This is a genomic window from Actinoplanes sp. NPDC020271, assembly GCF_044388125.1.
GTDB lineage: Bacteria > Actinomycetota > Actinomycetes > Mycobacteriales > Micromonosporaceae > Actinoplanes.
Genome location: NZ_JBIRWQ010000069.1, coordinates 1 through 6,626 on the forward strand (window position 1 = coordinate 1; position 6,626 = coordinate 6,626).

Below are 6,626 nucleotides of genomic sequence, written 5' to 3' on the forward strand. Positions count from 1 at the left end.
GCCGTCACCAGGCACGAGCCAGACGAGCCCACTATGCCCGCCGCCTCACCCTCGAACTCCAGCCATGATCACGAATGGCGGCTGCCGTACTAGGACGTTATCGGGCCCACTGCCGGCCCACCGTCGACTGCAATGGCGCGAATCAGATAGATGACCTCGTACCTGTTTACGAGATCGGCTGATCGATCGCCCGGACCGCCATCTCCGGATCGACCTTGGAGGTGTTCAGCATGAGCAGCACGTCGCGGAAGTAGGCAAGCTGCCTTGGTAGGGCGAGGAGATCCTCAGACCGCGTATAGCGCGCCAGCATGTGCCCACACGCGGCGCAGGGCCTCCCGTATCTCATAGGTGGCGTCGCTCGAGTCCCGCGCGGGGTCACGCTCGAACTGCAGATCCGCGAGGGCCACGGCGTAGGCGGTGAATGCGATCTCCCAGATGAGGCGGCGGTAGGTCGCCTCGTCATCGGACAATTCCTTGGCGGCTCTCACGACAGGATGGTCGAGGTTAATGATGATCTTGCGCTCGTCCTGCACCCAGCGGTAGCGGTCATAGTCCGCGCCGTAGTTGTCGTAGTCGATCACGAGACCGCCGCGAAGGCGGCGATGACCGGCACCAGCCGGCGCGATCTTCTCGCTGCCCTCCGGGTCAGCTGTCGCGGCGGGGGAGGCGTTCTCGCCGCCGTCGCTGTCGTCCTCGCCACCCCCACTGCGGGTGCCCGTGCCATCGACAGGGGTGTCGATATTTTCGCCTCCGACGCCGTCTCCGCGCCCAGTCTCCTGGCCCTCCGGGTCAACGACCTTGTCAGTCGGGTGCTCGTCCTTACCACCGGCCTCGCCGTCGAGAGGAGTACGGCGGCGGACATTGTTGCCGAGTCCCTCGACGCGCTCGCGGAAGTCTTTGAGGTCGGCGTTCAGGATCTGCTCGATCTTGTCTGTCGTTTCCTTGAGACGCCTGCGGTCGGCGTCAGCCTTCGCTCGGCGGCCGCCCTCGACAAGCTCCTGGCGGACCTGTTCGAGGCTTGCTCCGATGAACGGAATGAGCGCTTGCACGGCGGGGTGCGCGGGATTGAGCTTCATGCTGCGGTCAGTCGTGTAGGCGGCCACCGGATCGAACTTCGCGTTGTCGAGTTCGGGGCAATCGACGTGCCCGAAGAGGTATTTGCCGTATTCTTTCGCGTCGACGCCGGCCGTCTCGACGGCGACAAGATTGTCGGGGCCGATGGTGACATGTACACCCCGGTGGATGTCGTCGAGGGGCACGGCGGCTGCTTTCACGGTGAGCTCAATGTCTCCGATCAGCGCCGCCTGAGCAGGCGTCGGCTTGAAGACCTTGGTGATCGCGGCCGTTGGACGCACGATCTCGCAGGCGCGACCGTTGATGGTGACAACGGGTGAGCCTTGGAAGGCCGAGAGGTGGCGCTCGATGAGGGCGACGATCGGCTCTTTCGCAAGGCGCACGCTTATACCGTTGATGACGATTGTTGTGCCGTTCGAGTCGCCGGTCGCGTCAGCGTTCTCCTCGATAAACTCGACCGGGACCGACATGCCGTCGGAAGCGTCGATAGCCTTGCGGGTCAGCTCGACCGTCTGCCGCCTGCCGTTCTTGGTCGTCGATACCACGAGGCTTGAGCCGATGCCGAACGCGGCCGACTTGCCAGTGCCGAATTTGCCGCGGCCAGGGACTCCGCTGCGGCGCTGCTTGTTCTCGCCGTGCATGGTGAAGAAGTGCTGAAGGCCGTTGTGGTCCATGCCCGAACCGTTGTCTTCGATCGTGATTTTCTTGCCCGGCACATCGACGGTGACGCGGACGTGAGGAACAGTGCCTTGGTCGACGTACTGCAACGAGTTGACGACGTACTCCCAGACCGCTGCTTCAGGGGTCTTGAAGAGCTGAGCAGACTGGATGATGTCGCGGCCGACGTGGGTCGTGACGACGATGTTGGTGCTCATTTGCTTTCCTCCTGCTGGCGACCGACCGGGGGGCGCAGTTCGAGCGCTGCGGGGATGGCCATATTCATGAATGCTTCGATTTCTTCGTCGCCACGGATCAGTTCCTGGAGCTGAGCCGTCTTGCGCGTGCGGTCCTTGGCCGGCGTGTATTCGTCGATGCGGAACACGCCTGCCGCTTGTCGCGGGGTGAGTTCCTTGCCCTGCACCCAAAGCCGGAACGCCTCCGAGGTGCGCACACGGTTGGCGGCGGCGCCAGCCTCGCGAGTCTCAGCCCGCCAGCGCTGGGTCGCCGCCGACGTAGGTGCGACCGTGATCTTCGCGTCACCGAGCAATGCCTTGTTTGCCTCCACCCATGCGACACCGCGCGGAGTGAGGTGCCAGCCGTTCTGGATCGAGCCCTCGATGCGCGGGTCCTTGCCCTCACCCTCGTGGCGGAGCGTCGTGCGGACGGCGTCAAGATCCACGCGTTCCGGGTACTTCTTCCATCCGAAGGCGTCGCGGTCGATCGCGTGCGCCGCGATCGCCGCGTCCTCGGTGTCGATCACGGTCGCTGCCCCGCCGAGCTTCCCGAGCGCCACCACCGCTACGTCCTTCTTTGTCAGTCTCAACAGACCCCCCTGCACACTTACTACCGCGGCCGAGTTTCGCACACTTACTACTGTGTGGCAATATTGCCTCGTGACCTCGTCCCCCGACTTTGACGTGCTGCAACATGCTGCGCTCGAGGCCACTCGCGGCTGGACATCGGCGAAGGCATCCATGGCGCTACGCGCAGCCGGCCTCGACTCCGCCGAAGGAGGTCGTGCGAGCCTCGACGCGATCGCTGCTGACCTTGGTGTCTCCCGCGAGACAGTGCGACGCGCGCGCAACGATTTGCTGCATGCGATGCGGCCGCCTCGGGGAACGACCAGCCAGGCCATTTATTCGTCGCTGTCATTGTCGGCACCGTCCGAGCCATCGGCCGAGTCGCCGGCGACCGCGCGTGCGCTTCGCCGACTGCTCACGATGACTGGCCCGCTGCTCTGGGATGAGGTGCTGAGCGCCTGGGCTCGTGCGGGCGGGAAGCCGCCGTACTCGCCCCTCCCGACAGATCTTGCGACGATGCGCGCGTGGGCGAGTGAGACCGCAGGGTTCACTGTCTCTGCCGCCAACTGGGCGGCCGGACCCGTGACGATCGCTACGGTGCTTCCGGAGGAACTCGACCAGGTCAGTCAGTTCCTCTTGGATGCACTTCGCGAGCAGCCGGGCGGAGTCGACCGCAATGTGCTCCTTGAACTGGCCGAAGCTGCGGGATTGAAGGCTACGACGATTGCGACGACGCTGAGCATGCACCCGGCGGTGATGCGCCTGGGTCGTGGCATGTGGGCCCTGCGCGGGCGCAGGCCAAGTAGGGCCTGCGAGTCGGCGGGGGCCCCCGAACCCCGCCGCACCGACCGAGTCCGCCCCACTACCTTCACCTGGAGCAGCGACGGCTCGCTCTTGATCGAGTTCTCGGTCCCACGCGGCCCCAGCCCGGTCGTCGCCGTGCCGAAAGCGGTGTTCGAGATCATCGAGGGCCGCGAGTTCACGCTGAACGCAGGCGATAAGCCATTGCGCATCACTGTGAGGCAAGCCCGGATGTGGGGCTTCGGCCCACTAATTTCGGAACTCAGTCTGCCTGGTGGTGCTCGCGTGACGATCGCTCTGAACCTCATCGCTGGCACTGCAACTATCACCCCCGCAGAAGGGAAAGACGCGTCTCGATGAGCAATCCGATATTCGAGGACGAGGTCGATGCCTTGCTCATCGAGGCATACGAGGCCGCGTTCAAGCGCCAACCGACCAAGCAGTGGCTCGAGGCAATCGCGATGCGTGTCGGCACCAAGGGCGGAGTGGCAACACTCGACGAAGCCGCTGAGGTGACCGGGGTCACGCGCGAACGCGTGCGTCAGATCATGACGAAGGTCGAAGCTCAGCTCAAGGGCGTGACGATCCCACGCGCACAGGAAATCGCCGAGACCCTCGTCGCGCGATCGCCGGTGCCAGAGCCCGTCGGAGGCATGCTCGCGAGGTTAGGTATGACTCGCCCGACGCTCACGGGAAAGGCGTTCCTGAACATCCTCAAGCTCACGGGGACTTCGGCGACGACGCTTGTAGGAACTGACCTCGTGCGCGTCGATGACTGGCTGGTCGAGGAGTCGGAAGTGCCGGTGATGAAGGCCGTGTTCATGGCCAACAAGCACACCAGCGCCTACGGTATGACTACTCCCGAAGAGATCCGCCAGGCGCTCGCAAGCCCTGACAATCCCCTTGACGTTGCCGACATCTGGCGTGTCCTCAAGCGGGAAGCGAACATCAAGTGGGCCGACGAGTGGCTCTGGGTCGAGAAGGAGAACGATGGGCCTCACGCCAACCGCCTCGTCAACACCGCGCGATCGATCCTCTCGGTGAACTCGCCGCAGACGGTTGCGTCACTCCACGACGGCGCTCGCCGGGTGTGGAGATTCCGAAAGCTAGACGTCTTACCTCCGACCGCAGCCATGAAAGTGTTTTTCGAGGAGAGCCCCTACTTCGTTGTCGAAGGCGACCTTGTACGACCAATCAAACCGCTTGACTATCACGACATCCTCGGCAGTACGACCGCGACGATGATCGACGTCCTGAAGGGTTCGCCGTACCAGGTGATGGATCGCCAGTCGCTGGCCGAGGCGTGCGACGATGCCGGAATTTCCAAGAGCACCTATGGCGTTTGGACCACTTACGCGGAGTGGATGGAGCGGTTCGGGCCGAGCGTTTGGGGTCTTCGCGGGAGTTCGCCCAACCCCGCGGCAGTCGAAGCGATCCGCAGAGCCGCGACGGCACGACTCAAGGCCGAGCCCCGTCGCAAGACGTGGTCGTGGACCGTAGATGGCCGGTTAGCCCAGACGATGGACGTCACGACATCATTTCTGAACAGCGGAGTCATGTCGTTCGTCCCTGAGGTCCGGAGCCTGCTCCGGGGTCAGTCGCTCGAAGCGATGCTCAACGGCAGGAGAGTCGCGACTGTCAAACTAGGCGACGACCACTCGTTCTGCTGGGGCTGGCATCCCGCGATCCGTGCGATGGGCTTGGAGCGTGGTGACGTACTGCGCATCACAGTGGACGTAGCTGCGAAGACAGCTGAGCTTCAGACCGGCGGCCAGGAACTCTGGAACTGAACCGCGCCGACCGCGATGACGCCCTACTGTAAGGATGCGGGCGCAACAACTGCTCGGCAACCTCTCCCGAAGTTGGTCGAGCTCTTCGTGCTGGGCGGGCCAAGAAGGAATTCACCAAAGGTCTGCGTCGTACGTCTCCTCGAACGCGTCCTGCCGCCGGCACGTCGTCGCCCACACCCAAACCAGAGCTTGCCCGTACACCCAAGCGCCGCATCCAGCAGTTGCGCGGCATCATGGTTGAGCCCGCTGGCGGCTTCCAACCAGTCGACGGTCGCCGTGGTCGGGCTTCAATCCCTCTTATTCGTCGCTGGACGCCTCAGCCGTAGCGTCGGCCGAATCCTGCTCGGCCACCGGGATTCCACGTCGTTCCATCTTGGATCTCACCGCGACGTGGTAGACCACTGGAGTTACTTTCGTGACGTGGTGGATCATTGCTGACAGGAACTGGGCGGGTCCAACATCGTCGGGGACCTCGTCCAATTGCAACTTGACCTGAGGTGGTCCGTCGGCCGTTCCCGCCCAATCGACCAACGCCAGGCCCGTGGCGGTATATCCGTTCGCTCCGTCAAGATCGCGCAGCTTACGGATCATGTCGACGGTGCGCTCGAAAGCGTCGGGCTCAGACTTCAGGATCGTTGCACGCTGGACGAAGAAGAACCCAACAGCCGCCAGGGGGTATCGCCCTCGAAGATTGGCGGCATCGCCGTACGCCTCTTCGAACCGATTGGGCAGGTTCTTCCCGAAGGACGACAGCTGAGCCTTGGTGCTGATCAGCAGCTCGGGTCCTCGATCCCACCGGGAGATACAGACATCAACTTGCTTGTAGTAGGCGCGTCCCAAGACCTTAGCGTCGGCAGGCCCAACGGATGGCAGCTGAGGCAGTCGGCGACGAACCTCCTCGGCGACCTTGTTCGGAAGCTTGTCCAGCAACACTGCCAAGTCTCGGGGGAGTACACGCGGCCTTGTGGCGCGAGGCCAAACTTCATCTTCGCCGAACCCCGACCGCCGGAGCTCATGTGAAAGCCATGCATCGATTCCTTTAGCAAACCGACCGCTCTCTGATACCTCACCACTTTGCACCGGAACAGAAAGGATCTTGCCGAGCAGGTCCAAGTCAGGGCCATAGCGATGCGGTTCACCCGGGCCGTGCAGCCATGGGTCGCTCAGGAGCGCCTCCGCCAGGATTGGGTCATATGCGCTGAACGCGTCCGGTTTAGTCAAGGCTGCCTCACAGGGGCCGCAGACGCGCTTCGACGAAGGAGTATGCGGGCTCGACGGGCTACGCGTCGGCCGCGGTGCGCCGACCGACGTAGGGCGTATCAGCGCCACGGACAGTCGAAGCTGACGGGCGCACGGCTTCATTCTGACAGAGACCATCTGCGGATGCGCTCCGGCTCCACGACCGCCTAGGTGTGATGTCCAGCCAGGTTGTTCAACCGGGTGATCGGCGTGGTCTTGCCGATGGCGGTGTGGGGCCGATGATGGTTGTAATCGTGTAAGA

General features: G+C 63.7%; 5 protein-coding genes. 2 read left to right on the forward strand and 3 right to left on the reverse strand.

Annotation, left to right across the window (positions count from 1 at the left end; all coding sequences use genetic code 11):
• Positions 1–284: 284 nt before the first annotated feature.
• Positions 285–1,949: an ATP-binding protein gene (locus ACH442_RS47660; protein WP_396344856.1), complete on the reverse strand. Its 1,665-nt coding sequence runs from the start codon at positions 1,947–1,949 to the stop codon at positions 285–287.
• Positions 1,946–2,557 (reverse strand): hypothetical protein, encoded by a 612-nt coding sequence (locus ACH442_RS47665; protein WP_396344857.1) that lies wholly within the window; start codon positions 2,555–2,557, stop codon positions 1,946–1,948. Before ACH442_RS47665 ends, ACH442_RS47660 begins: the two co-directional genes overlap by 4 nt.
• 70 nt (positions 2,558–2,627) lie before the next feature.
• On the opposite strand from ACH442_RS47665, the gene ACH442_RS47670 reads away from it, so the two are divergent.
• Entirely contained in the window at positions 2,628–3,695 is a 1,068-nt protein-coding gene (locus ACH442_RS47670) for a hypothetical protein (protein ID WP_396344858.1), read from the forward strand.
• Complete coding sequence (locus tag ACH442_RS47675) at positions 3,692–5,125, forward strand: hypothetical protein (RefSeq protein ID WP_396344859.1); 1,434 nt, start codon at positions 3,692–3,694, stop codon at positions 5,123–5,125. Before ACH442_RS47670 ends, ACH442_RS47675 begins: the two co-directional genes overlap by 4 nt.
• Positions 5,126–5,422: 297 nt before the next feature.
• Here the strand turns inward: ACH442_RS47675 and ACH442_RS47680 are convergent, their stop codons facing one another.
• Positions 5,423–6,346 (reverse strand): hypothetical protein, encoded by a 924-nt coding sequence (locus tag ACH442_RS47680; RefSeq protein WP_396344860.1) that lies wholly within the window; start codon positions 6,344–6,346, stop codon positions 5,423–5,425.
• Between the last annotated feature and the right edge of the window lie 280 nt (positions 6,347–6,626).